Origin of the sequence: Patiriisocius sp., from assembly GCF_051252435.1 — a bacterium.
Classification (GTDB): Bacteria; Bacteroidota; Bacteroidia; order Flavobacteriales; family Flavobacteriaceae; genus Patiriisocius.
In genome coordinates this window covers 157,738-183,381 of sequence record NZ_JBPOFW010000001.1, presented here as the reverse complement: position 1 = coordinate 183,381, position 25,644 = coordinate 157,738, and the positions used below count along the sequence as shown (strand labels likewise).

23 protein-coding genes and 1 pseudogene are annotated in these 25,644 nt (G+C 36.1%); 10 read left to right on the top strand and 14 right to left on the bottom strand.

Annotated elements, in window-relative coordinates:
- Positions 1–13: 13 nt before the first annotated feature.
- A complete protein-coding gene (locus ACSHW7_RS00820) occupies positions 14–334 on the bottom strand; it encodes a DUF3784 domain-containing protein (protein WP_435677417.1) in 321 nt (106 codons plus the stop codon).
- A gap of 368 nt (positions 335–702) precedes the next feature.
- On the opposite strand from ACSHW7_RS00820, the gene ACSHW7_RS00815 reads away from it, so the two are divergent.
- Positions 703–1,575: a pseudouridine synthase gene (locus tag ACSHW7_RS00815; protein WP_435677416.1), complete on the top strand. Its 873-nt coding sequence runs from the start codon at positions 703–705 to the stop codon at positions 1,573–1,575.
- A gap of 65 nt (positions 1,576–1,640) precedes the next feature.
- Positions 1,641–1,979, top strand: coding sequence for a hypothetical protein (locus ACSHW7_RS00810; protein WP_435677415.1), 339 nt, complete (start codon positions 1,641–1,643; stop codon positions 1,977–1,979).
- Positions 1,980–2,008: 29 nt separating this feature from the next.
- Here the strand turns inward: ACSHW7_RS00810 and ACSHW7_RS00805 are convergent, their stop codons facing one another.
- Positions 2,009–3,739 (bottom strand): APC family permease, encoded by a 1,731-nt coding sequence (locus tag ACSHW7_RS00805; RefSeq protein WP_435677414.1) that lies wholly within the window; start codon positions 3,737–3,739, stop codon positions 2,009–2,011.
- Positions 3,740–4,211: 472 nt separating this feature from the next.
- Between ACSHW7_RS00805 and ACSHW7_RS00800 the strand changes: the two genes are divergently transcribed.
- The 5 genes from ACSHW7_RS00800 to ACSHW7_RS00780 all read left to right on the top strand — a co-directional run bounded on the left by ACSHW7_RS00800 (position 4,212) and on the right by ACSHW7_RS00780 (position 9,935).
- The gene (locus ACSHW7_RS00800; protein ID WP_435677413.1) at positions 4,212–5,609 is read left to right on the top strand and encodes an arginine decarboxylase; all 1,398 of its coding nucleotides are present in this window, start codon (positions 4,212–4,214) and stop codon (positions 5,607–5,609) included.
- On the top strand, positions 5,599–6,534 hold the full coding sequence (gene speB, locus ACSHW7_RS00795) for an agmatinase (protein ID WP_435677412.1): 936 nt from the start codon (positions 5,599–5,601) through the stop codon (positions 6,532–6,534). The genes ACSHW7_RS00800 and speB overlap by 11 nt, the downstream gene beginning before the upstream one ends.
- The gene (locus ACSHW7_RS00790; protein ID WP_435677411.1) at positions 6,524–7,498 is read left to right on the top strand and encodes a deoxyhypusine synthase family protein; all 975 of its coding nucleotides are present in this window, start codon (positions 6,524–6,526) and stop codon (positions 7,496–7,498) included. The genes speB and ACSHW7_RS00790 overlap by 11 nt, the downstream gene beginning before the upstream one ends.
- A gap of 97 nt (positions 7,499–7,595) precedes the next feature.
- On the top strand, positions 7,596–9,152 hold the full coding sequence (locus ACSHW7_RS00785; protein ID WP_435677410.1) for a bifunctional GNAT family N-acetyltransferase/carbon-nitrogen hydrolase family protein: 1,557 nt from the start codon (positions 7,596–7,598) through the stop codon (positions 9,150–9,152).
- Between the two features lie 6 nt (positions 9,153–9,158).
- Entirely contained in the window at positions 9,159–9,935 is a 777-nt protein-coding gene (locus ACSHW7_RS00780; protein WP_435677409.1) for an RMD1 family protein, read from the top strand.
- Here ACSHW7_RS00780 and ACSHW7_RS00775 read toward each other — a convergent pair.
- Positions 9,889–11,283: a glycosyltransferase 87 family protein gene (locus ACSHW7_RS00775; protein WP_435677408.1), complete on the bottom strand. Its 1,395-nt coding sequence runs from the start codon at positions 11,281–11,283 to the stop codon at positions 9,889–9,891. The genes ACSHW7_RS00780 and ACSHW7_RS00775 overlap by 47 nt on opposite strands.
- 31 nt (positions 11,284–11,314) lie before the next feature.
- Positions 11,315–12,457 carry a TolB family protein gene (locus tag ACSHW7_RS00770; RefSeq protein ID WP_435677407.1) on the bottom strand — a complete coding sequence of 381 codons (1,143 nt, stop codon included), beginning with the start codon at positions 12,455–12,457 and terminating at the stop codon, positions 11,315–11,317.
- Between the two features lie 31 nt (positions 12,458–12,488).
- Here ACSHW7_RS00770 and ACSHW7_RS00765 point away from each other — a divergent pair, with 31 nt between their 5' ends.
- Complete coding sequence (locus ACSHW7_RS00765) at positions 12,489–13,730, top strand: M20/M25/M40 family metallo-hydrolase (RefSeq protein ID WP_435677406.1); 1,242 nt, start codon at positions 12,489–12,491, stop codon at positions 13,728–13,730.
- Here ACSHW7_RS00765 and ACSHW7_RS00760 read toward each other — a convergent pair.
- Positions 13,727–14,101, bottom strand: a pseudogene (locus ACSHW7_RS00760) (DUF779 domain-containing protein). The gene ACSHW7_RS00765 and the pseudogene ACSHW7_RS00760 overlap by 4 nt on opposite strands.
- A 63-nt stretch (positions 14,102–14,164) precedes the next feature.
- The gene (locus ACSHW7_RS00755) at positions 14,165–15,688 is read right to left on the bottom strand and encodes an aldehyde dehydrogenase family protein (RefSeq protein ID WP_435677405.1); all 1,524 of its coding nucleotides are present in this window, start codon (positions 15,686–15,688) and stop codon (positions 14,165–14,167) included.
- A gap of 167 nt (positions 15,689–15,855) precedes the next feature.
- On the opposite strand from ACSHW7_RS00755, the gene ACSHW7_RS00750 reads away from it, so the two are divergent.
- Positions 15,856–16,758, top strand: a complete 903-nt coding sequence (locus ACSHW7_RS00750; RefSeq protein WP_435677404.1) for an AraC family transcriptional regulator — start codon at positions 15,856–15,858, stop codon at positions 16,756–16,758.
- On the opposite strand, the gene ACSHW7_RS00745 is transcribed toward ACSHW7_RS00750, so the two are convergent.
- From ACSHW7_RS00745 to ACSHW7_RS00725, 5 genes are all read right to left on the bottom strand, one after another.
- The gene (locus ACSHW7_RS00745) at positions 16,755–18,245 is read right to left on the bottom strand and encodes a cellulose synthase family protein (RefSeq protein ID WP_435677403.1); all 1,491 of its coding nucleotides are present in this window, start codon (positions 18,243–18,245) and stop codon (positions 16,755–16,757) included. The genes ACSHW7_RS00750 and ACSHW7_RS00745 overlap by 4 nt on opposite strands.
- Complete coding sequence (locus ACSHW7_RS00740; protein ID WP_435677402.1) at positions 18,242–18,937, bottom strand: glycosyltransferase family 2 protein; 696 nt, start codon at positions 18,935–18,937, stop codon at positions 18,242–18,244. The genes ACSHW7_RS00745 and ACSHW7_RS00740 overlap by 4 nt, the downstream gene beginning before the upstream one ends.
- Before the next feature lie 33 nt (positions 18,938–18,970).
- Positions 18,971–19,144: a hypothetical protein gene (locus ACSHW7_RS00735; protein WP_435677401.1), complete on the bottom strand. Its 174-nt coding sequence runs from the start codon at positions 19,142–19,144 to the stop codon at positions 18,971–18,973.
- A gap of 87 nt (positions 19,145–19,231) precedes the next feature.
- Positions 19,232–20,821: a 4Fe-4S binding protein gene (locus ACSHW7_RS00730; protein ID WP_435677400.1), complete on the bottom strand. Its 1,590-nt coding sequence runs from the start codon at positions 20,819–20,821 to the stop codon at positions 19,232–19,234.
- A 24-nt stretch (positions 20,822–20,845) separates the two neighbouring features.
- Positions 20,846–22,153: an NAD(P)/FAD-dependent oxidoreductase gene (locus ACSHW7_RS00725; RefSeq protein WP_435677399.1), complete on the bottom strand. Its 1,308-nt coding sequence runs from the start codon at positions 22,151–22,153 to the stop codon at positions 20,846–20,848.
- Positions 22,154–22,344: 191 nt separating this feature from the next.
- Here ACSHW7_RS00725 and ACSHW7_RS00720 point away from each other — a divergent pair, with 191 nt between their 5' ends.
- The gene (locus ACSHW7_RS00720; RefSeq protein WP_435677398.1) at positions 22,345–23,358 is read left to right on the top strand and encodes a glycoside hydrolase family 113; all 1,014 of its coding nucleotides are present in this window, start codon (positions 22,345–22,347) and stop codon (positions 23,356–23,358) included.
- 56 nt (positions 23,359–23,414) lie between these two features.
- Here the strand turns inward: ACSHW7_RS00720 and ACSHW7_RS00715 are convergent, their stop codons facing one another.
- The 3 genes from ACSHW7_RS00715 to ACSHW7_RS00705 all read right to left on the bottom strand — a co-directional run bounded on the left by ACSHW7_RS00715 (position 23,415) and on the right by ACSHW7_RS00705 (position 25,596).
- Complete coding sequence (locus ACSHW7_RS00715; protein WP_435677397.1) at positions 23,415–23,852, bottom strand: hemerythrin domain-containing protein; 438 nt, start codon at positions 23,850–23,852, stop codon at positions 23,415–23,417.
- Between the two features lie 72 nt (positions 23,853–23,924).
- The gene (locus ACSHW7_RS00710) at positions 23,925–24,689 is read right to left on the bottom strand and encodes a TIGR04283 family arsenosugar biosynthesis glycosyltransferase (RefSeq protein ID WP_435677396.1); all 765 of its coding nucleotides are present in this window, start codon (positions 24,687–24,689) and stop codon (positions 23,925–23,927) included.
- Between the two features lie 106 nt (positions 24,690–24,795).
- Positions 24,796–25,596, bottom strand: coding sequence for a DUF547 domain-containing protein (locus ACSHW7_RS00705; RefSeq protein ID WP_435677395.1), 801 nt, complete (start codon positions 25,594–25,596; stop codon positions 24,796–24,798).
- Positions 25,597–25,644: the final 48 nt, after the last annotated feature.

Sequence of the window (25,644 nt, the reverse complement as noted above, 5' to 3'; positions counted from 1 at the left end):
TCTATCGGAAAATTTAATCGTTTTTATCTTTGTCGATTTTAAATTTATTTGAGTTTGATTTAATGAGCAAGTACGGAATTCCTATTAAAATCGCACCAAAAAGAGTGATGTTCTCGATATCTGGATTATTGAGCCAATCGGCTAAAAAATAACCAATAATCATAAGTAGCGCCATCCCAAACATGGCGTTCCGGAATACAGTGGCGACTCCGTCAATATCAATTTTAGCTTTTTCTTCCTTAGGCATTGTATTGTAACCCGCCATTAAAAAATACATTTTACCGTGTTTTATTATGATTCCGAGGACTATGAAGAAGACAGCAATTCCTATCATTTATTAAAGATTTTGTTTGTTGTAGAATTTTTAAAAATAGCAACACAGCATTACTACAAGTAATTTGTTGCATAGCTGTGCTACTAATTTAACAAATACAAACCGAATAAAAAATGGTAGGATATTTTTAAAACTAGGAAGCAAACGCTTATATCTATTGCTCTTTTTTAAATTTTTTATAACTTCTGAAATGAAACACACATGAAATCTTTTTACAAACAAAACTCATTTCGTATTTAAATGAATTTAATTTTAAAATTTCCGAAGAAAATATTAACGTAAGTCTCACATTTAAAAACTAGAAAGCCCAGTCCCTTTGTGTATCTTTGCGCCCAATTTAAAAATGCCTGACTATCAGGCAATTCATTATGAGTAGAAACGACAATAGCCGAAAAGGAAAAACTTCTGGAAGAGGTGCTAACAACGCCAAATCTAAAAGCAATGCAAGAGGGAATGCCCCTGTTAAGAGAGTTGGAAAGTCAAAGCCGACGGCTGAGACTGCGCCCGTTGCAAAGGCGCCTACAAAGAGAACGAATACTATGGAAGGTATCCGTTTAAATAAGTACATTTCAAATAGTGGCATTTGCTCGCGCCGCGAAGCAGATACGTATATTGCCACTGGACTTGTAACTGTAAATGGAAAGATTATCAATGAAATGGGTTACAAGGTAAAGCTTGAGGACGATGTGCGTTTTGATGGACGTCGTTTGAGTCCAGAGCCTATGGCGTATGTGCTCTTGAACAAGCCTAAAGGCTTTGCTACTACTACAAGCGATAGTAAAGGAAACACCGTGATGGATTTGGTTGCTAATGCTACGAGTTCAAAAATAACGCCTATTGGTAGGTTGGGCCGAAATTCAACAGGTTTATTATTTTTTACCAATGATGATAAATTAAAGGAGAAGTTGAGTAAAAAAGGAATGGAGCGTCTTTTTCATATTGAATTAGATAAAAATCTAAAAGCTGCCGACCTCCAAAGAATTAAGGACGGTCTTACCATTGAAGGTAAAAAAGTAGAAGTGATTGACGTGAGTTATGTAAAAGATAAGCCTAAAAAAGAGGTAGGTCTAAAAATAAAAAATATGGGAAACAGCATCATTCGTGATATTTTTGAACATTTACATTACGATGTTGTAAAACTTGACTGTGTTACCCTTGCACACTTAACTAAAAAAGATCTTCCTAGAGGCCGTTGGAAAATTTTATCGAAGCAAGAATTGGAGTTGTTCGGGATGCTGTAAATCTTTTGGTTTATCTTTAATGTTCCAAAAAACACAAATAAATTTCCTATTCAGATAAAAAAGATATGACGAAGCAAGAATTTTTAGAAGCACACATTTTTCAAGGATTAGAAAATCTCAATGATGGTTTTGATATTGAAAACACGCATTGTTTTAGTGAAACCGAATTTAACACGGTAATCGATCGCTCAGAAAAATTAGGAGTTGGGATTTACGCGATTGCACCATGGCACGAAGGCAAGTTATTTGGGGCCAAAGTAAATGACGATTTCAGAAAAAAAGCTACAGATGCTCGTTGGTATAAAACAGCGTTTTTTGCGTTTAAGCGAGAACAAAAAGATATGAAATACACCGCAACATTTAGAATTTCTGAAGCGTTGTTGAACAAGGATATTTCAAAATAAAAGCATCATTTTTGAAGCTTTAAAATTTTCTAAATTACCAATCTTACTTCACCAAGTTCCTCAATGCTAAATGGGAATTCTTCACCCGGAGCTCCAATGAACATAAAATTTGTTGGTATGTTCCATTTCTTGGATAACTGACTGATTTTTTCGGGATTAAAAACACCAACTTCTTCAATCAAATCCACTTCGATGGAAGGATATGCTCTGTTTAGGACTTCAATATCTTTTACAAGTTCTGCTTTGAGATGTTCTTCTCTTTTCAGAATAGAAACAATTTTCAGTCTTCTTGTGGGTTCGTTATCAATCATGTATTGTAGCACTTTATTTAGTGTCGCTACATCGTGATGATGCGTAAAGAAAACAAATTGCTGATTGTTTATTTTTTCTAATCGGCTTATTGAATTTCTATAAATCCAATAAGTAAGTTTATTGTTTTCTGGAAATATCTTTTTAGTGATTTGCATGCAAATTTTTATAATCTGCGTGCGATACAGCATGAAAAATACAACCGCTAGCGTGGGAATTAAATACTTAATAAATATTGTAAAGTAGCTAGGGTTTAAAATTATATTCCCTGCAATTGCAGCGATTATAGCGATAATGGCTATGATTAATGCAATCCACGAGGAACGTTCTGGCCGTGGCAAGCGAGATCTTTTTATTTTAAGAAGAATATTTCCTACGCCAAACAATACCATTACAGATAAAAATGCAATAGTGTAGACTCCGGCAAGTTTTCTCAAATCGCCCGCAGTTATAAATAAAATTGAAACGCATAAAACGAAGAACAGCGTATAAATTAAATATGAAGTTTTCCGACTTCCTTTTCTCAAAAGAGGTTTTGGTAAAATTCTGTCCAGCGTCATTCGTTCCATAAGTCCACCAACACCAACAAAACTAGTTAAAACGGCTCCACTAAGTACTAAGGCTGCATCAACGCCCACTAATACTGATAACCAATTGCCTGAAGAAGTCTCCCCCATAAATGATAATAAGGCTTCTTGATTTTCAGCTACAGTGGGAATAGGGATAATTGCCAATGCCAAAAAAGCAATCAACGGATTGAAAACACTCACAACAATCCACATGTTTCTCAAGGTTTTAGGGAACACTCCCTTTTGTTGTTCCTCCACATAATTTGCGGAGCTCTCAAAACCACTAATTCCAAGCATGGCTGCACTAAAGCCAAAAAACAGTGCCATTGTAATACTTCCTTCTACTGGAGTTTCAAAATTATTAATCAGAACATCAAATCCATTTGTGAAAAAATAAGAGATACAAAAAGCACATAAAATAGTAAGCGAAACCAAATGAAAAATAAAAATACCAATGGCGACCTTTGAGGATTCGCCGATACCTAAAATAGTAAGGCACATAAAGACCAAAAGTAGAACTACCGTAGCTGGAATGATTGGAATAACTTCAAAAAATACACTTACATAATGGATGGCCTCACTTGCAGAGATGACTGCCGTAGCCATATAGGAAAGAACAGTGAGGGCAGCAGCTGTGGCTGCAGTCGATTTTTTAGTTGTATTTAAAAGTGCATTGTAAGCACCACCGTTAAGGGGTAGAGCGCCAACAACTTCACCATAAATTTTTCTGAAAAGAAATAATACGACAGCTACCATTAAAAGAGAAATCCAGGCATATTGCCCCGCATATCCAATCGCTAACGCTGAAACATAGAGACAGGAAGAACTTATATCATTACCACAAATTGCAGTTGCTTCAAGTTGGTTTAATTTTTTCCCCATGCTAACCCGTTTTAATGAATTTTAAAAGTAGTTTAAAAGTACTTTAATATGGTTTTTCGGTTCAATGATTAACGAAATTTTAAACATTAAAAAAAACTTAAAAAAATATTGTATTTCGAAAAATGGATTACATTTGTTGCTAATTATGCCACATCTAATTGTGGATAGCTGAACAATTTGAACCCTGTTTCTGTGTTCGGGTTTTTGAAGATTAGGAAGTCATATTCAAAAACAGCTTATAAGATAAGCAACCGAATTTTAAAGCTAGCTTCCGTGTCGCCTCTGGTTTTTTCCACTGGCTTCGATACCACGAGCCTTGGCCCAGTGCGTAAAACTATGGGTTCTTTCCATCGATTGGCCTATTGGCTCAACCCAATAATTGTTTGATAATACGTTAAACTTCTGTTATCGTGTGGTTTTCCTTTGGGAAAGCTTACTATTGCGCTTATTTTTATTTCACAAAAACTAATTAATGAACACAAAATATATTGATCTTATAGATCAAACGTATCATTTTCCACAAGAAGAATTTACCCTAAACGAATCATCCCTAGAATTTCATGGTGTTGATTTAATGAAATTGACAGAGCAGTACGGTGCGCCCTTAAAGTTTACTTATTTGCCTAAAATTTCAGAAAACATTCAAAGAGCAAAACAATGGTTTGCAAATGCCATCGAAAAGCATAACTACAAAGGGAATTATAATTATTGCTATTGTACAAAAAGCTCGCATTTTAAACATGTTTTAAATGAAGCATTAAAAAACGATATTCATATTGAAACCTCTTCTGCATTTGATATCAACATTGTAGAAAACTTAAAAGCGGAAGGCAAAATAACGGACAAAACCTTCGTAATATGCAACGGTTTTAAACGTGAGCAATATGTAAATAACATTGCTAGGCTCATAAATAATGGACAAGAAAATTGTATTCCCATTATTGATAATTATGAGGAATTAACTTTGCTTTCTGAAGAGATTAGAGGAGATTTTAAAGTGGGAATTCGTATTGCTAGCGAGGAAGAACCTAAATTCGAATTTTATACTTCTCGTTTGGGCATTGGTTATAAAAACATTGTTCCGTTTTTCGAAGACCAGATAAAGAATAATGATAAAGTTGAATTGAAAATGCTTCACTTTTTCATTAATACTGGTATTCGAGATAACGCCTATTATTGGAATGAGCTTGTAAAATGCTTAAAAGTATATACAAGGCTGAAAAAAGTTTGTCCTTCACTTGATAGTCTAAATATTGGTGGAGGTTTCCCTATCAAGAATAGTCTTGCTTTTGAGTATGATTATCAATATATGATAGATGAAATTTTAAATCAAGTAAAAATAACTTGTGAAGAAGCAGACGTTCCTGTCCCCAATATTTTTACTGAATTTGGAAGTTTTACCGTAGGCGAAAGTGGTGGTGCGGTTTATGAAATTTTGTATCAAAAACAACAAAATGACCGTGAAAAATGGAATATGATCAATTCTTCATTTATCACTACATTACCAGATACATGGGCTATCAACAAGCGTTTTATCATGTTACCGCTCAATAGGTGGGAGGATGAGTATGAACGTGTATTACTAGGAGGAATGACTTGTGATAGCGACGATTATTATAACAGTGAACAAAACATGAATGCCATTTATTTGCCTCGATTTAAAAAGGAAAAACCTTTGTATATTGGGTTTTTCAATACAGGAGCATATCAAGAAACTATTGGTGGTTTTGGAGGATTACAACATTGTTTGATTCCATCGCCAAAGCATATATTAATTGACAAAGATAAAAACGGAACTATTTCCACAAAACTATTTTCAGAACAACAAACAAGCGAGCAATTGCTAAATATTTTAGGGTATGACAACTAAAACTTACGCGGGAATTCCGAAGGAAAACGCTGCATTAGAAACTTCAAAAATTGTTTTAATTCCAGTACCTTATGATGGTACTAGTACATTTCAGAAAGGAGCAGATAAAGGGCCAGATGCCTTTTTGCATGCCAGCGAGAATATGGAATTATATGACATTGAAACTGAAACCGAAGTTTACAAACAAGGGATACATCTTGCAGAAGCAATTACAGAATCAAGTTCACCTGAAGCTGTCGTTGCTGAAGTTCACAAACGAACGAAAGAGTATATTTTGAGAAATAAGTTTGTGACCGTTTTTGGCGGAGAACACAGTATTTCTATTGGAACTATACGAGCTTTCAATGAATGTTTTGATGATTTGACAGTTTTGCATATAGATGCGCACGCAGACTTACGCAAGGAATATCAAGGCTCAAAATGCAATCATGCTTGTGCGGTTTATGAGGCGAGCCAAACAACTAACTTGATTCAAGTGGGCATACGTAGTATGGATGTTGCTGAAACGAGAGTGATGGATACTGATAAAACATGGTTTGCGCATGATATGGCAAACGATGAATATTGGATGGACAGCGTTGTTGAAGCTTTAGGCGATAATGTATTTATCACTTTTGATTTAGATGCGTTAGATCCTTCGATTATGCCGTCAACTGGAACTCCAGAGCCAGGTGGATTGTTTTGGTACGAGACATTAGAATTTTTGAAACAAGTGTTTGAGGAGAAAAACGTTGTAGGATTTGACATCGTAGAATTATGCCCTAATGAGGATGATAAATCTTCAGATTTTCTTGCAGCTAAATTGTACTACAAAATGTTGAGTTACAAGTTTAATGGCTCAGACGAAGGAGAGGATTTTGAGAGTAACTTCTCGGATAAAGGAAATACAATTTCAAAATTTAAAGACACACAAGATGACGAATAAAGGAGCAATTTCTCAATTCATTGAAAAATATTATTTACACTTCAACGCGGCCGCTTTAGTAGATGCTGCTAAGGGTTATGAAGACCAATTGAACAATGGTGCAAAGATGCTAGTTTCATTGGCAGGTGCTATGAGTACTGCGGAATTGGGAAAGATTTTTGCCGAAATGATTCGTCAAGACAAAGTGCAGATTATCTCTTGCACAGGTGCAAACTTGGAAGAGGATATCATGAATCTTGTTGCACATAGCCATTACAAACGTGTTCCAAATTATAGAGATTTAACAGCTCAAGACGAGTGGGATTTGTTAGAAAAAGGACTTAATAGGGTTACCGATACATGCATTCCGGAAGAAGAGGCTTTCCGAAGAATTCAAGAGCATATTGTCAAAATATGGAAGGATGCCGAAGCAAATGGCGAACGTTATTTACCACATGAGTATATGTACAAATTATTGTTGAGCGGAGTGCTTGAGCAGTATTACGAAATTGATTTAAAAGATTCGTGGATGTACGCTGCAGCGGAAAAAAATCTGCCTATTATTTGCCCAGGTTGGGAAGATAGTACGATGGGAAATATCTTTGCAAGCTACGTTTTAAAAGGAGAGTTAAAAGCTTCAACAATGAAAAGCGGAATTGAATACATGACTTTTCTAGCAGATTGGTACACAGACAATAGTGATAATGGAATAGGCTTCTTCCAAATTGGTGGTGGAATTGCAGGGGATTTTCCCATTTGTGTTGTGCCTATGTTGTATCAAGACATGGAAAGAACAGATACGCCATTTTGGAGTTATTTCTGTCAAATAAGTGATTCGACAACGAGCTACGGAAGTTACTCAGGTGCTGTGCCAAACGAGAAAATAACTTGGGGAAAACTAGATATCAATACACCTAAGTTCATCATTGAAAGTGACGCTACCATTGTTGCACCTTTAATTTTTGCATATCTACTTGACATGTAGCCGAAATCACTTTGGTTTAGTTAGACTATCATCACATCGCAAATTTCGTTTGACGAACGTATTGCCAATTATTTAATATTTCCGAAGGGAAAAAATTATGAGCACAAAAAAGAACATTTCAGAAATTGAAAATATTGAGCTTTCATTTTTAACGATTGAAGATTTTCAAGAATTAAAAGAAGCCACACAGGAGTCTTACAGCGGAATGCAGAATTCGTATTGGGCAAAACCAGCTATCCAAAAATTGATTGATATTTTTCCCGAGGGACAAATTTTAATTAAAATTGATGGGGAAATTGCCGGTTGTGCACTATCAATTGTAGTTGATTATAAACAAATTGACGACAATCACACGTATGCCGATATTATCACGAAAAGTTCTTTTAAAAATCATAATTCTAAAGGTGATATTTTATATGGGATTGACGTCTTTATAAAGCCTTCCTTTAGAGGTTTAAGATTGGGTCGTCGTCTTTACGATTACCGTAAAGAGCTGTGCGAAAATCTTAATTTAAAAGGAATTGTTTTTGGCGGAAGAATGCCCAACTACCACAAACATCAACACGATTACACGCCCAAGCAATATATTGATGCGGTTAAGCACAAAGAGATACACGACCCTGTATTGAATTTCCAAATTTCAAATGATTTTCACCCTATTAGAATTATAAAGGGATATCTAGAAGGCGACACTGCCTCTGCAGAATATGCGGTTTTGATGGAGTGGGATAATATTTATTACACCAAGCCTACCAAATCTCCATCTGCTGTAAAATCTATAGTAAGATTGGGATTGATACAATGGCAAATGCGTCCCTATTCTGGATTGGAGCAATTGATGCAACAGGTTGAATATTTTGTGGATACCGTTTCGGGATATCGTTGTGATTTTGCCGTTTTTCCTGAATTTTTCAATGCACCATTAATGGCAGAATTCAATCATTTAAAGGAGTCTGAAGCCATACGTGAACTTGCGAAATTTACAGAGGTTATCAAAAATAGAATGTCTGAACTTTCTATCTCGTACAACATAAATATCATCACGGGGAGCATGCCTGAGTTAATTGGCGAAACGCTTTACAACGTAGGTTATTTATGTCGCAGAGATGGAAGTATTGAACGTTATGAAAAAATACATGTTACTCCAGATGAAGCTAAAGTTTGGGGCATGCAGCGCGGGAGCGAGTTAAAAACATTTGAAACAGACTGCGGAAAAATAGGAATTTTAATTTGTTACGATTCTGAATTTCCAGAATTATCACGTTTGTTGTCTGATGAAGGAATGGATATTTTATTCGTGCCATTTTTGACCGATACTCAAAACGGATATTCAAGAGTGCGTCTTTGTGCGCAAGCTCGTGCGGTTGAAAATGAGTGCTATGTCGCCATTGCCGGAAGCGTGGGTAATTTGCCCAACGTAGAAAATATGGACATTCAATATGCACAATCTGCGGTTTTCACACCGTGTGATTTTGCTTTTCCGAGTAATGGAATAAAAGCGGAAGCAACCACAAACACAGAAATGATTTTAGTTGCAGATGTTGACATAAGTTTATTGCGCGAACTACATTCTTTTGGCGCTGTAAAAAATTTAAAAGACAGAAGAAAAGACGTGTACGATGTGATTCGAGTAAAACAAAAAAAGACCTCTTAGAACAAGATGTTCAAGGTTAAATCTCTGCAAATTGCCACGTATATAAACATACGTCAATTGCGTAGTAACTTTAGTGCCTCTTTACTTTATAGCGATAGCGACGAGCTTTTTTATAAACTTTCGGACACTCGGTTCGTGTATATTTTTCAATTCGGGATTGTTAGCTTTTTTAATATTTCCGAAGAAGATATAAATTTACTTAGCAGTGAAATTTCTCACTTCGGAAAAGGAACTGTGCGAGACACCCTCACCGAAGATATAAACGTCTCAATACTCGAAAAGATGCTCGAAGTAAAATTTGACAAAGTCATTATCCCAGAAATAGATGAAGAAATGATCAGGTTGATTATGTTGCACACATCGCAATCTGTGGCACTTGACCGCTATGCAGATATCACAGATAAATTACTCGAAGAGGCTACGGTACACACAAAATCTTTAGAAGAAAAGGGACGCTTAAATATTAGAAGCATTAATCTCAAAAAACTAATTGGGCGCACTTTGAACATTAAAAATGGGATTTCAGAAAATCTCTACATTTTTGATTCGCCAGATGTTACTTGGGAAGATGAGCAACTTTCAAAACTCGATAACGATTTAAAAAACACTTTCGATTTAAAAAACCGATATCGAAATATTCAAGACCGACTCGCGATTATCAAAGAAAACTTGGAGTTATTTAAGGACATTTGGAACCACAAAGAGAGTAGCACGCTAGAGTGGGTAATCATTATTCTTATTGTGATTGAGGTAATTGACATGTTTGTGATGAAGGTTTTTTAAACTCCCAAATTGCAAATCCAATAACCACAAAATATTCCAAGGCAACGAGCCATAAATTTTCAGAAAACCCATCGGCACCATACGCCGAATACGATACCATTACCACAAAACTCCAAATAATAGGGAATTTGTATCGCGTAAAAACCGAAAGCAATAACGGCGTAGCAATGTACCAAGGATGCACCGTTGTGGAAAGTAAAAAGTAAAATGAAACCGCTAATACTATTCCAGTAATTAACTGTTGCATCGTATTATTTCTTCGGAAAAGAGACAAGAAGAGGATAACCGTTATCGTGATTAAGGGGAGAATTTTCCCAACAACGCCAATAATATTCCACCCCACGGTTTCAAACCCAATCCATCTAATGATGTAATACACACTGGCGTTAAATTCAAAATTGCCAAACCAAAGACCAATCGTTGCAGCAAAATTTGAGATAAACGCTCCTGATAAAAAGGGAGCAAACGTTAATAGCACAGTTCCTATGACTATTGCATAAAATTTAAATGAAGATGTAAGGTTGAGTGCAGTCGAAATCTCTTTTTTATAAAACCTTTTAAAAAACAAAGGCAAAAACATCAACGGTAACAACTTAACGGAAACCGAAATTCCTAATAAAACAGCAGCCCAAAACCATTTTCCTTTTTGTAATAAATACAGCGACCATACAACAAAAAGCAACATGACTCCCTCAAAATGAAGATTTCCTGTAAGCTCAATAATAATAAACGGGTTTAAGAAATACCAAAAAATATTTTTAACGGGAAGTTGTAATCGCTCCAAAAGTTTTTTCCCAAAATAGAGAATTCCAACATCAGCCAGAATAATTAAAATCCGTAAAACAATAGCTGAGCTCAAAATACTCTTTCCGGCAAACAAAGCGGCAACAGTAAATAAGAGTTGGTTAACGGGCGGATAATTACTGTAATGACTTGCGTTGAGGTCTCCCATTCCAGCCCTAAGCTGCGTAGCTTGATCAATGATTGGTTTTGTCTCTCCGAGCGCAGTCGAGAGGTCTATAAAGTATACATCTGGAGTAAATAAATAGGGGTTAAAACCTTCCAACAAAATACGCCCATCCCAAATAAATCGATAAAAATCCTGACTTAAATTTGGGATTGCTGGTAAAAAAAGGAGCCTAAAAAAAACACCTATTCCAGCAAGTACCCAAAAGTTAAACTTGCTCTGTTTGATAAGGCGCCAAGCACAAAAAAACAATCCAGAATAAAGAAATAAGAGTTTTAAAAATTCGGTACGTTCCAGTGAATGTCCAAAATAAAAATATCCCGCAACACTCAAGAGAATGAGTAGTAGTGATGAATAGTTTTCTTTAATTGAAGCGTTCACATTTTTTTAGGTTTTATCACAGATTCCTTGGCTAATCCTGCCACTCGGCAATAAACAAATTAGTGTCTCTTCCGCCACCATTATTTCGGTTTGAAGAGAAGGCTAAATATTTACCATCATTACTGAATACAGGGAATGCGTCAAACGTTTCTCCGTGAGTTACTCTCTTTAAATTCTTTCCGTCGATATCTATTAAATATAAATTGAAAGGGAAACCGCGCTCTGCTTCAAAATTACTTGAGAACAATATTTTCTCTCCGCTTGGATGAAAAAACGGACTCCAATTTGCATTACCAAGATTAGTCAATTGTCTTAAATCGCTTCCATCTGCATTACAAATGTAGAGTTCCATATCAACAGGTTCCACCAAGCCTTCAGCAAGTAAGTCTTTGTACTTTTTAATTTCGGCTTCCGTTTTTGGGCGTGAAGAACGAAAGATTAGTTTTGTTCCGTCTGGAGAGAAAAAAGCGCCTCCGTCGTAGCCCAATTCGTTTGTGATTTGTTTGACATCACTACCGTCAATATTCATGGTGTAAAGCTCTAAATCGCCACTTCTGGTTGAGGTAAAAACAATTTTATCACCTTTGGGGGACACCGTTGCTTCTGCATCATAACCAGGTTGATTGGTCAATTGACCCGTAATATTTCCTTCTAAGTCTGAAACGAAAATATCAAAGCTATCATACACCGGCCAAACGTAATTTCCGTTTTTTCTAAGCGGTACTTCTGGACATTCTTTGTCTGCTAAGTGCGTGCTTCCGTAAACAAAATGTTTATTGTCTGGGAGAAAATAAGCGCATGTGGTGCGCCCCATTCCAGTCGAAATCATAGGTGGTTGCTTCCCGTTAAATGTTTGGTCTGCGTTCATTAAAAACATCTGGTCGCAATTAACCCCCCAATCTTTAAAGTTGGATTGAAATACCAATTGCTTGTCATTAAAACTCCAATACGCTTCGGCATTATCACCTCCAAAAGTCACTTGGCGAATATTTTTAAGATGAATTTCTTCGGGGTAAATTAACGTGTCATTCGTGTTTTTATCAAGAAATGCCTCTCTCATTGATTTTTCTTCGGAAACGGTTTCCGAATTTAATATTTCAGAAGTGCTTTTCTTTCCATCATTCTTACAAGAGAACAACATACAAATCGCAAATAGGCAAGCAAATAGTCTCATAATTCTAGTAATTTTGTGCAAAAATAAGATTATGCGCTCAATTGTAATACTATTCGCTGTTTTCATTGCAATTTCTTGTAAACAAGAAACAAAAAAAACGGTCGTAACAATGAAAGAAGATGTCTTTGCTTTGGCTGATGATGCCTTTAAAGGCAGAGAAACAGGTACTCCCGGCGAACTCCAAGCAGCTGAATATATTGCAAAAAGATTTAAGGAAATCGGACTCCAACCAAAAGGAATGAACGGTCAATATACACAGACTTTTAACTTTAAGCCAAGTTCAAATCCGCATGAGCAAGCCGGCTTTGCCACAAAAAATGCTGATGGAACGTTAACGGGAACAAATGTGCTGGGGTATATTGATAATCGCGCGCCAACAACGGTTGTTATAGGAGCGCATTATGACCATTTGGGTATGGGAGGCGAGGGTTCTCTATATCGCGAGGGCGAAGCGATACACAATGGCGCAGATGATAATGCAAGTGGAGTGGCTGTGATGCTTAAATTGGCTTCGGAAATGATAAAAAACGAAGCAACTGCCAAAAATAATAATTATCTTTTTATTGCATTTTCTGGAGAAGAAATGGGATTATTAGGGTCTAATTATTTTGTAAAGAATCCAACGATTGACACCAAAGCAGTTTCATATATGATCAATATGGACATGGTTGGAAAATTGAATGATGAAAATACTGTCGCAGTTCACGGTGTGGGAACGTCTCCTATTTTTAAACAAACATTATTTGCGAACAACGACCAAGGATTAAATATTGCAGAACATGTTAGTGGTGTAGGGCCAAGTGATCATACTTCGTTTTATTTAGCTGATATTCCAGTGCTTCATTTTTTTACGGGTCAGCATGAGGATTATCACAAACCAAGTGATGACGCGGAGAAGTTGAATTACGAGGGCATGGATAAAATTGCCAATTATATTTTAAATGTCATTAAAGACCTCGATGATGCAGGGAAGTTAAATTTCAGAAAGACAAAAAATGAAAGTGAAGAAGTACCTATGTTTAAGGTGGCTCTTGGCGTAGTTCCAGATTATTTATATAGCGGTGAAGGAATGCGAATTGATGGTGTGAGTGAGGACAAGGCCGCGCAAAAAGCAGGATTGCAAAAAGGGGATATTGTTGTTAAATTAGGTGATTTAGAAACTACAGATATGATGAGTTATATGAAAGCACTTGCAACGTTTGAAGAAGGGCAACGTGCGATGGTAACTGTAAATCGTGATGGGGAAATGGTTGTTGTTGAGGTTACTTTTTAAGATTCTTTTTCAGAAATTTTAAAATAAGCGTTTTCTTCTTCAGTTAGTAGTCTTGATTTTATTAAAAAACGAATACCTAATGGGATTTCAATAGAAAAGCTGGATCCAATTCCTTTGACGATATCAATTGTTAAATGCGTATGTTTCCAATATTTTTATTGATCTATATTCATATAAAAAGGAACATCAGCGACATGGCCTAAAAGGACATCACTTTCGTCGAGATATAAATCCTCTTTTAGCAATAGCATAGGAGAAGAACCATCGCAACATCCACCACTTTGATGAAATATTAATTCGCCATGTTTCTCTTGTAATTGAACAACAATATCTGTTGCTTTTTCAGTAATGTCCACTCTTGATTTTTCCATACACTATAAATTTTAAAAGGGTCGAAATAGTTAAAATTCGACCCTTTTTTTTATTTTAAAATTTTAGAAGAAGCCTAGTTTTTTCTTGTCATAAGAGATTAGCATATTTTTAGTCTGTCTGTAGTGGTCTAACATCATTTTATGGTTTTCTCTACCTATTCCAGATTTTTTATAACCGCCAAATGGAGCATGTGCAGGATAAGCGTGGTAATTATTTACCCAAACACGACCTGCCTTTACTTTACGGGCAACTTGATAAGCCTGATGTGTGTCTCGCGTCCATACACCTGCGCCTAATCCATACAACGTATCGTTTGCAATTTCAACAGCTTCTTCTTCATCTTTAAAAGTTGTAACGCAAACTACAGGGCCAAATATTTCTTCTTGAAAAACCCTCATTTTATTATTTCCTTTTAAGATTGTAGGTTGTATATAATAACCGCCTTCAAGTCCTTCATTGTAAGCTGCTTCTCCGCCAGTTAACACTTCGCAACCTTCTTCTTTTCCTATATTTATATAGTTAAGTATTTTTTCAAATTGATCATTTGAAGCTTGTGCCCCCATCATAGTTTCAGGATCTAGGGGATGTCCTATTTTTATAGCTTTAGTGCGCTCGACCACTCGTTTCATAAAATCATCGTAAATGCTCTCTTCTACTAAAATCCTAGAGGGGCTCGTACATACTTCTCCTTGGTTAAAGGCAAACATTACTGCTCCTTCAATAGCTTTATCAAAGAAATCATCATCTGCGTCCATAATACTTTTAAAGAAGATATTTGGAGATTTCCCACCAAGTTCAAGCGTTACGGGTATGATGTTCTTTGAAGCGTACTGCATAATAAGTTGTCCCGTTGTAGTCTCGCCTGTAAATGCAATCTTGTTTATTTTTGGGTGAGAGGCGAGAGGTTTTCCAGCTTCTAATCCATAACCATTTACTATGTTTAATACCCCGTTTGGAACTACATCCTTAATTAAATCTGCTAATATCATAATGCCAACCGGAGTTTGTTCTGCTGGTTTGAGCACTACGCAATTTCCTGCAGCTAGAGCTGGGGCTAATTTCCAAGTGGCCATTAACAGCGGGAAGTTCCATGGGATAATCTGTCCTACAACACCTAAAGGTTCCCAAATGTTTAATGACAATGTATTTTCGTCAAGTTCACTTGCTCCACCTTCTTCTGCTCTTATTACACCAGCAAAGTATCTAAAATGATCTACAGCTAAAGGAAGATCAGCATTCATAGTTTCTCTAATAGGTTTTCCATTATCCCACGTTTCAGCTTTAGCTAATACTTCAATGTTTTTTTCAATGATATCTGCTATCTTTAATAGAATATTACTACGTTCGGTTACTGACGTGTTATTCCAGTGAGGAGCAGATTTCCAAGCTTCCTCAACTGCAAAATCTATATCTTCTTTAGTTGAACGTGCAATTTTTGTAAAAGAATTTCCATCTACCGGAGAGATACATTCAAAATATTCTCCCTTTTTTGGTGCTACCCATTTACCTCCAATAAAGTTATCATATTGACTCTTAAATTTTGGATGTTCAATTGCTGTTCCAGATTGTGTTGCTATATTACTCATAATGATAAATAATTAATAATTTGATTGTTAAATACGTAATGATGATAAATGTATTTTATTAATAATTCATTAACTTGAACAATCCTATAGAAAGATAGTACGTTTCTATAAACCTTTTATTAATAACGCTAATTATCGTATTATTGAGCATGAATCACTCGTTATCAATGCATAAAGCTTCTAGAAAACTCTATACATTAGTAGAGAATCGTACTACTTACAATGCTGCGTATTCTGAACTAAATATATTTGAGACACACACTATTGCAGAACAAGTTTCGCTCACTTTTAATTTTCCTGTAATTGCCAGTATGCTTACTGGAAAAAAAATAATGCATTTAAAGGAGAAGAAATCTTTTGATTTTTTACCCGGTGAATCTGTAGTGATGCCATCAAACCAAGAAATGATAATTGACTTTCCTATAGCTAGCAAAGAAAATCCTACACAGTGTTTAGCTTTAGGTATTGATTCAGAAAAAATTCATGAAGTAGCTAACAAATTTAATGAAGCAGTTTTATTAAAAGATGAAAAAGAAATTTGGACACTTGAAAAAGGAATTGCATCTCATTTAACACATCAAGTAGAGGTGAATTATTTATTAGAAAGACTGGTAAATACTTTTACAAAAAATACAGCGTCAAAGGATGTGCTCTTAGACTTGATGATACAAGAATTAATAGTGAGGCTATTACAAACAAAAGCGAAACAGAGTATCTTAAATGATGATTTGCATATTTTTAGTGATACCCGAATAGGATATGTAGTAAAATATATACGTGAAAACTTAACCGACAAAAGTATAACCATAGATCAATTGGCAGAGAAGGCCTATATGAGTACTTCTAATTTTCATAAAAAATTTAAAAACACTTTAGGTATTTCTCCAATTGATTTTGTCAATTCTGAAAAAATAAAATTTGCTAAGAAATTAATGAAGCATCACAGAAAAATGTTGATTTCTGAAATTGCTTTTAATTCTGGATTCAATAATGTGAGTTATTTTAATAGGCAGTTCAAAAAATTAGAATTCATGACCCCACAGCAATTTAGGATATCTCTGAGACCTTAAACCTTACTCGTCAAACTCTTAAAAAAGACAAAACCAAAACCTATAAAAAGCATTAAATGAAAGGGGAACAATCCAAAATCGCCACCTTGGTCCCCAACGATAAATGCGGAGTACATTCCAAATGCGAAATAAAGCATCAGTAAACCTTCAAAAATAACATTGATGGAGATGTTCTTTTTCAAGTATTTATTGCCTTTCCATTTGTCTTTTAAGTTGTTGATGTTGAATTTTGGTGTGCGTACAAACTCACTTTTCTTTCCTATATGACCTTCAATGACAGCAATGGTATTATGAAATGAAAACCCCATCGCGATAGAGAAAAATGTAAAGAACATTCCTGTATATCGCAAAAATTTCTTGATTCCTCCACCGTAAATATTTTTGAACATAAACCAATAGCAAACAAAAAATATTACAGTGCTGATAACGAAGAAGCTCATCACTACAAAGTACATTTTTAAATGCTCGTATTCGTTTTTTATCCACAACATGGGAATACTCAATACCGCCACTAAAAAAATATTCAAAAACATAGTGCTATTTAGCAAATGCAATAGACTATGAATTTTTGTCTTACCAGAAATAGTATCACTTTTCAATACGCGACCCATCATTTTTTGGAAATTCTCAGCGCCTCCTTTGTTCCATCTAAATTGCTGCGAACGTGCGGCACTAATGACAACGGGTAGTTCCGCCGGAGTTTCTACTTCTTCCAGGTATTTAAATTTCCAGTTTTTCAATTGTGCGCGGTAACTCAAATCGAGGTCTTCGGTTAATGTATCGCCTTCCCAATTTCCAGCGTCCAGAATACATTCTTTACGCCAAACCCCAGCAGTCCCATTAAAGTTGATAAAATGCCCTTCACTATTCCGTCCCACTTGTTCTAACGTAAAGTGCGCGTCTAAGGCAAATGCTTGTACCTTGGTAAGTATGGAATAGTCACGATTAATATGGCCCCATCGTGTTTGCACTACACCAATTTCTGGATTTTTAAAGTACAGAATCGTCTTTTTCAACCAATCTTTTTTAGGAAGAAAATCAGCATCAAAAATGGCAATATATTCTCCATTTGCAGTTTTTAAACCTTCTTTTAATGCGCCCGCTTTAAAACCTGAACGGTCTTTTCTGGTGATGTGCTGAATATCAAGTCCTCTTTTTTTAAGGGAAGAAATCTGTGTTGCTGTAGTTTCTAAAGACTCATCCGTAGAATCATCGAGTACTTGTATCTCTAACTTATCAATGGGATATTCCAATGTAGCGATGTTATCCAAAAGCCTTTCCATCACATACATTTCGTTGTACACAGGCAGTTGGATGGTCACATAAGGAATTTCATCAGAATTAGAAAAATCGAACGTTTCACAAACCTCTTGATTTTTCTTGGAACGTAAATAATTAAATAGCAGGTTGAGTTGGGCCAAAGCATACATCAAGATAAGAATGAGCGCAACCGAATAAATAACCATGATGATGGTTTCAAGAATCATTTTTTGAACGAGTATTTAAATATCCAACCTAATATTTTAATGCCTGCAAATATAGCACCTTTTACTGTGCCTGAAACTTTAGATTCACCTATCCTGTTTCTATATTTCATAGGGATTTCAACGTATGTGTATTTTTTTTTCAATGTTTTCAATTGCATTTCTACGGTCCAGCCGTAGGTTTTATCTTCCATTTCAAGAGATAAAAGTTTGTCATATTTGATAGCTCTAAACGGACCTAAATCTGTAAATTTTGAGCCAAAAAACAAACCCATTAATGAAGTTGCCAGCCAATTCCCAAATTTTTGTGGAACCGTCATAGAACCATTTTCTCTCAAGTGGGCAACACGCGCACCAATAACAAAATCAATATTTTTTTCAATAATTGGAGCGACAAGTTCGGTAAGTTGTTCCGGGAAATCGCTGTAATCGCCATCCAAGAATACAACGATATCGGCTTTGTTTTTTGAACTAGCAATATGCCTCATACCTTTAAGACAAGAATAGCCGTATCCCATATTTTCTTCCCGCAAAACCGTTGCTCCAGCATTTGAGGCAACAATTTCAGTAGCATCGGTCGAGGCGTTGCTCACCACAATTATTTCGTCCACGATGGACGGAATGTCTTTAATTACAAGGCCTATGGAGTCAGCTTCGTTGTAGGCTGGAATGATGACTTTTATGATGGGGTTCATTAAAATAGTGGCCGTTTTAGCACTCTTGAAAATTTAAAAGTATTCTTTTTCCTTCGGAAATTTGCTTCGATTTCTGGTCGCAATATCGTTATTAATAAGGGGTTTTCCTTTGATATATTCGCAATTCCAAATGGATGGTTGAATAAATGTTTCAGCTTCGGAAATAATACGTTCCGAAACCACGCGAAATTCATTCAAAACAATCATAGTAATGGCTTTGAAATTTCCGAAGAAAATAGTGAGCTAATAGACGTTGATAGTTTTTAAAACTAACGTTTTTTCTCTAAATTTCTATTATTTATTGTTTATCAATTTCATTAAATCTACATCGTTACCCAATAAAATCTCGTTGCTATCTATGCGACCTTCGAGAGGGCCGTTTTCAAGCTTTAGTACACCACGTGGGCAAACTGCCGAACAAATTCCACAACCCACACAAGAGCTACGCACAATATTTTCTCCCTTTTGAGCGTAAGCACGCACGTCGATTCCCATTTCGCAATAGGTGGAGCAATTACCGCAAGAGATGCATTGACCGCCGTTTGTGGTAATCCTAAATTTTGAGAAAAGTCGCTGTTGCATTCCTAATATCGCTGCCATGGGACATCCCATGCGACACCAAACACGGTTTCCAAAAATGGGGTAAAAACCTGTCCCAATTACGCCAGAGAATATAGCGCCTAATAAAAATCCGTAGGTTTGTCGGAGCGTTTCTGCTTCGAACAAAAAAACATTTTTGCCTGTTGCGTAATGCATTCCAATGAGAGCAATTACAATTACAAAATAACCAATGGCTCCTAAACGGGCGTCTTTGGCAAGTTCTTCTCGTTTAAATATCCAAATTCCTAAAAATAATAGTGTTAAAAAAACGGCAACTCCTATGAGGAAGGTATCTTTAGTGAGCCAGTATTTTGAAGCATCCTCTCCCAAATAAGAGTGAATAACGGCTGTAGTCATTACTACTACAAATACTAAGACACTGTGGATTACCCAGCGTTCTATTTTCCAAGCGACCATTCTTTTATCGCTCAAATGCCTAAAGGGGTCTCCTGCTGTCTCTGCGAGGCCGCCGCATCCACAAACCCAGCTGCAATACCAGCGTTTTCCATATTTGTAAGTGAGAATAGGTGTAATGATAAAGATAGAGGCGATACCAAACAGCAATAGACCAAGACCAATATCTCCCGCAGAAATAAAGGAGTCAACACGGTACTGTTCAAAGTTATAATAGTTGAGTGGCCAGATGTTTTTTAAATCGTAGTAGGGTAATGAAAAACTGTCGCTGTTAAGGCGCGACATAAACTCTGGGATTAAAAAGGCAAACGAAGTTTGAAAAAACATGACACTCACAGTTCTAATTTTCTCGTAGGTATTATGACGGTATTTGTAGAAAAATTTAATACCAAAAGCAAAAATGGCAATCGTATATAAGGTGCCGTACACAAACCACTGGCTAGCTGGGTTACCGCTCAAAAGCTTGCTCAAAGGGTCAAAAAGTGCAATGATGCCTGTGTTTTCGCCTTCTTTTACCAAACCCAAATACTGCGGAAAGAAATATAGAATTACATAAAATCCTGTAAGTGCTATTCCCAATAACCAAGCGAGATATCCTCTACTTGTTATTGATTTAAACCACACCCCATCATTTTTTATACCTTCCATTTTTGAGCTATAAGCGCCAAGGGTAAATATGATTATCCCTGATAATATCGCAATTAATGAAATGGTGAGCCACAATCCTTTATCGGGAAAATTTATATTAAATCCAGCTAGGGTAATAATGATTAACCCAAACATTCCAATTAGTGTTCCTGTCTTTTGAGTGGTGTTAATACTTTTGGGCGGTTGACCCGTGAGGGACATGTCTCTTTGTATTGTGCTCATAAATGTGTTTATTGCTATAAATTTTTAAGCAGTAATTTTTTCGGTATTTTTAAAATGTTCAAGAATTTCTTTCTCAAAATGAGTGTAAAATTCTGGGTCAAAATTGGCTTTTTTAAGGTGTTCCATCACATAATCCACATCCCTTTTTTCAGTGAGCCACCTATCAAAAACTTCGTGTTTCATTCTAATACCAAAGGTGTTTATGCCTAAAAACTCTCTAGTATTATTGTGAAAGGCAATTGTGATACATTTTGTGCCATCTTGATGCTGCCAATGAAAATGCTGCTCACTTTCTTTTTTATTTCTTTCACTATAAACCCAGCCATACGTTTGATATTCAATGTCCAAAAATTTAGCGCTATTAAACCAATGTCCAGGATTATATTCCATGGGGTTTCCACAAATGGTTTGCGCTACCGTTTCGCCCATCATTCTACCTGTGTACCAGACGGCTTCAACAGGGCGACGGTTGCCAATGGCTTCGTGTTGTTCTGCGCAATCGCCTATGGCGTAGATGTCTTTAATGTTTGTTTCAAGCAAGCGGTTTACTTTAATTCCCTTATCTAATTCAATTGGAGTTTCTTTTAAAAAGTCAATATTTGGAGTTACACCAGCCGTTAACCCCACCACATTACACGGTAATTCTTCGCCCGTTTCTTCAATAATAACTGCCCTTGCTCTGCCGTTTTCGTCCGCTAAAATTTCTTTGAGATTGGTGTTTAATCTTAAATCAATGTGATGACTTTTAATGTGTTTGTTGATCATTTCGCTTTCACCACTCGGTAAAACTCCGTTCCAAAAACTCTTTTCTCTCACTAAAAAAGTAACGGGAATATCACGTGTGCGAAGCATTTCAGCCATTTCAATTCCTATTAAACCACCACCAACAATGACAGCTCTATTGCAAACCTCTTTATTGGGTGCGTTTTTTTCGAGTGCTTGTAGGTCTTGAAATGAATATAATCCTTGAACGCCATCTAATTCCTGTCCCGGCCAACCAAATTTATTCGGCTTCGAACCCGTTGCCAATATCAAAGAGTCATATTTTATGCGTTCGCCATTTTTTGTGACCACTTCTTTTTCTTCGGGGAGTACTTGCGTGACGTAAGCGTTCATCAAATCGATGCGATTTTTCTTCCAGAAATAATCTTCGTAGGGTTTGGTGTGCTCAAACTTCATGTGCCCCATATACACATACATCAAAGCAGTACGCGAGAAAAAGTAGTCTGTCTCGGCACTGATAATAGTTATCTTATAATCGCTTAATTTTCTAATATGGCGTGCTGCAGTGACTCCAGCAATTCCATTTCCAATAATGACAATATGTTTCATAAATTTTATCGAGGAGTCTGAAATTAATTTTTGACAGGTATTTTAATGAGTCGCATTTCAAGGTACAAACTTTACACAAATGGAGATATAGCTTTTTGAAACTTTTAGCTTCGGAAATTTTAAATCCCTTGAAATTTTTAACTATCTATAATGTTCATTTTAATTATCTTCCACATTCAATCTTCGTATCGATGAAATTATTATTTAGACTTGTTTGTTGTTTTTTATTATTTCAGAATTGCTCAAGTCAACCGTCGAAAAAAATCAATGGAATTAGTTTTGTGGCTTCGGGAGAGGCTACTACTCAAGAACATTTAGATGCGGTGGTAAACTTGCATGCTAATTACGCTGCGGTAATGCCTTTTGGTTTTATTAGAGATTTAGAAACCCCCACATTGCAATATAATACAGAGCGCCAATGGTTTGGCGAACGTGCCGAAGGAGTACAACAATATGTTGAAATGCTCCATAAAAACAACATTGCAGTAATGATAAAACCGCAAATTTGGATTTGGCGAGGCGAGTTTACAGGCTATTTAAAAATGAATAGTGAAGAAAATTGGAAAAATTTGGAAGAAAGTTATCTCGATTTTATTTTAATCTACGCGAGATTAGCTGCTGAAATGAATACTGAAATGTTTTGCATTGGAACAGAATTAGAACAATTTATCATCGAGCGACCCAAATTTTGGGATCATCTCATTTCCGAAGTCAAAAAAGTATATAAAGGCATATTGACCTACGCTGCCAATTGGGACGAATACAAACGTGTACCTTTTTGGGGTCAACTCGATTATATAGGTGTGGATGCTTATTTCCCCATTTCAGAGAGCAAGACGCCAACCGTTGAGGAGGCAAAATTGGGTTGGCAACAATGGAAAGCTGAAATGAAAGAAATTTCCGAAGCCAATAAAAGGCCCATTTTGTTTACAGAATACGGCTATCGAAGTGTGAATTTTGCAGGAAAAGAACCTTGGTTGAGCAGCCGGGAAATGATTGATGTAAATCTAGAAGCGCAGACAAATTTAACAAAAGGTCTATTTGATGTTTTATACGATGAGCCTTGGTTTGCAGGAGGTTTTATCTGGAAATGGTTTATTGACCATTCAAAAGTGGGAGGTGAGTTGGATTCGCAATTTACACCGCAGAATAAACCCGTGGAAAAGATTATCAAACAACATTTTTCTAGAAGTAATGACAAATAAAACCTCTAAAACTAAAAATGTTTTAGAGGTTAAGTATTGTTTATTGAAATGAAAAATTACGCTCTTTGCGCTTCCATTTCTTTGTTGTATTCTTTCGCCAAACTCGTTTTTTGAGCTTCACTAAATACTTTTCCAGCTAACTGGAAAAATGCTTTTTCTTCATCTTCAAGATGATGACGTACTTGGTGGTCCAATGCTTTTAAATTAGCTAACCAAGCTGAAGTGTCCATGTCAGATTCTTCCACTTTTTCAATCAACTCATCAATTTCATGATGCTCTGCAATGCCGTGACGAGTATGCTCGACCATCATGTCGTTATCCATTAATTGCTTGTAAAAATTACGTTCTTCTGCAACCTCGTGACCTTTTAATTCAACTTTTAGTTTTTTCCAAATCTGTTTACGCTCTTTGCTTTCTCCAGAGGTTGCAAGTGCTTGGTCAAGAAGTTCGCGTTGTATGTCGTGGTCTGCTCTAATGGCTTCAAAAATATTCATAGTTCGTTTTTTTGTTGGAACTCGAAGTTACAACCGAAGCGAATAAAATTGTGTTGTAGAAATCTTAAAGTTTTATTTATCGCTAAAAACCTTAATAGGTTCAGCGGCTGTTTCTTCAACTTTAGCCGCGCGCTGTTGTTTGATGTTTTTTAGATAATATGCGTACAATTCATCTGCATCTGCGCCCATCCATTTTTTAAAATAAATGGTAAAAAAGTGATATTGTAAATTCCAAACACCGTGCTGTTCATAAAGACGTGCCGAACTTATAATCCATTCTTGAATGACAACAAATTTGTTACGTTCATACAATTCGCTGATCAAAATATTGTCTTCATAAATAGTATAGGTTTCGTCAAAACCACCAATTTCATTAAAAAGTTGACGAGTGATAAATTGACTTTGGTCACCACCACGACAGGCTCGCCATGAAAATTGAGTGAACCAACTGGCAAGTTTGAGCCACCAATGGCTGCTATCAAATTTCATTTTAAAGCATCCTGCTGGGTTTCCTTTTGCTATTTCTTGAATGATAAGGTCATCATAACTTTTCGGCGGAAACGAATCTGCGTGCAGAAAATATAGAATCTTTCCGGTTGCCTTTCGTGCGCCAGCATTCATTTGTCTTGCGCGTCCCTTATCCGAAGGAATTAAGATGATGTTCGCTTTTGAAATTTCAGCATATGAAGTAACGAGTGTTGCTGTATTATCACTACTGCCACCATCAACAATAATCACTTGAATTTTGTTTATTTCCGAAGCATTTGTAACGAGATGTTGGAGAACATTCGTGATGTTTTTGGCTTCGTTGAGAACTGGGATAATGATGCTAAGCATAGGTGTAAACTTACGAAAAACTAAACGTTGTGGTTTTGATTTTAAACATTAAAAAACCAATGAAATTACTAAGTAACGTCATTGGTTTAAATTTGGAGGGCGAAAATTATTGTTCGTTTAAATTCCAATTGTATTCTAAGTAAGTCAAAGGAGCGCCAGCATCAATTTTGGTCTTGCTGTATTTGTTAATGTACCCAGCGATATCAGGTGTGCCATTTACTTCAAAATCTTTTGGGTAAAATGAGAATATGCTTGATATTTTAGGGTTTTTGGGGCTGATTTCATTTTTATCGCTATTGATAAAATCCTTTGTCACTTTATCTAATTGCTCATTAATTTTTGAGGCCGTGTAAGCTTCATTTAAAAGTTTAGGGCAAGAAATAGATGCACAATTTATAGCAAAATGAATGCGGGGTTCGTTCATTTTTCTAAGGATTCCGTTTTCGATTCCTCCGAGTGATAATTCTCTTCCGTCAACACGAGCACGTCCTTTTGTCCAAGCGCCACTAATATCTTTAATACTTTCAACCGGATAATTTTCAACAATTAATTTAACGGTTTGCGCATTATATAAATTGATATAAAATGCTAATAATTCTTGAGGGCTCCACTCGTTGTTTGGGTCTTGAGAAGCGAGCATGTCTAGATATTCATCGAGCTCTTGCTCATTTTTTTTAAACCCTTTGTAATCCACTAAACCTTTGCTGTTCACATACGTTTTAAGTAATCCCGTCCATTGCTCATGGTTTATGTTCACAGCTGAATTTGCCGTTGTGCTTGTTAATGGTTGGTCCACTTGTTTAACAGGTTGTGCTTGGCTACCAATGCCTGCTGCTGACAATAAGTTACAACTTTGTAGCGTGAAAGCGATTACCAATATTGATATCGGATATTTTAAAAAATTCATAAAAATTATTTTGATTTAAAAATACTCAAATCATTGGTGCATAGTGGC